This window comes from Nocardioides jensenii JCM 1364 = NBRC 14755 (assembly GCF_001552535.1).
In the GTDB taxonomy this organism is placed as follows: domain Bacteria; phylum Actinomycetota; class Actinomycetes; order Propionibacteriales; family Nocardioidaceae; genus Nocardioides; species Nocardioides jensenii.
In genome coordinates, this window is record NZ_BCRJ01000031.1 from 1 (window position 1) to 692 (window position 692).

At 67.3% G+C, this 692-nt stretch carries 1 protein-coding gene; it reads left to right on the plus strand.

The window, feature by feature from the left end:
* Positions 1-309: 309 nt before the first annotated feature.
* A partial coding sequence (locus tag NJ4_RS26220; protein WP_217996808.1) for a hypothetical protein occupies positions 310-692 on the plus strand: 383 nt, incomplete at its 3' end.

Genomic DNA, 692 nt, shown 5'->3' on the forward strand with positions numbered 1-692 from the left:
AACGGCCACGGCAACGGTGACGGCATTGAGCCTGCCCTGAGCGGCTCAGTCGCAGTATCTGGCGTTGGGGTAATCGATGCTGACGGAAGGGGTCTTCACTTCACGCCCGAGACGTGGGATCACGGTGACCGGGCTCCGGTTCCGGCTGTCCGGGGAGACCTGGACCTGAGTGGCGTTGGAGCCCTTCAGTTTGGGCCGGACGGTGTGGCGGTCACGCCGGAAAGTGGCGGCAACGGTCCTCATGATGGTTCCGATGATGAGCCTGGCTCGGGTGATGGTTCATCTCCGGGCGAACTGCCTGGTGGCTCGGTGGTGATTCCTGGTGTCGGAACGCTCGAGGCTGGCGGCAACGGCGTCGTCTTCACTCCCGCCGCTGACACCGATGACGGCACCGACCCTGGTGACGGCACGGACCCTGGTGACGGCACCGACCCCGGTAACGGCACCGACCCCGGTAACGGCACGAACCCCGGTAACGGCACGAACCCGGGCGATGGCACGAACCCCGGTAACGGCACGGACCCTGGTGATGGTTCGCCCTTGGGCGGATTGCCGGAGGGGGCGGTCACGCTTCCTGGCGTCGGCACACTCGAAGCCGGCGGCAACGGAGTCGTCTTCACTCCCACCGCTGACACCGATGACGGCACCGACCCGGGCGACGGCACCGATCCCGGTGACGGCACCGATCCCGG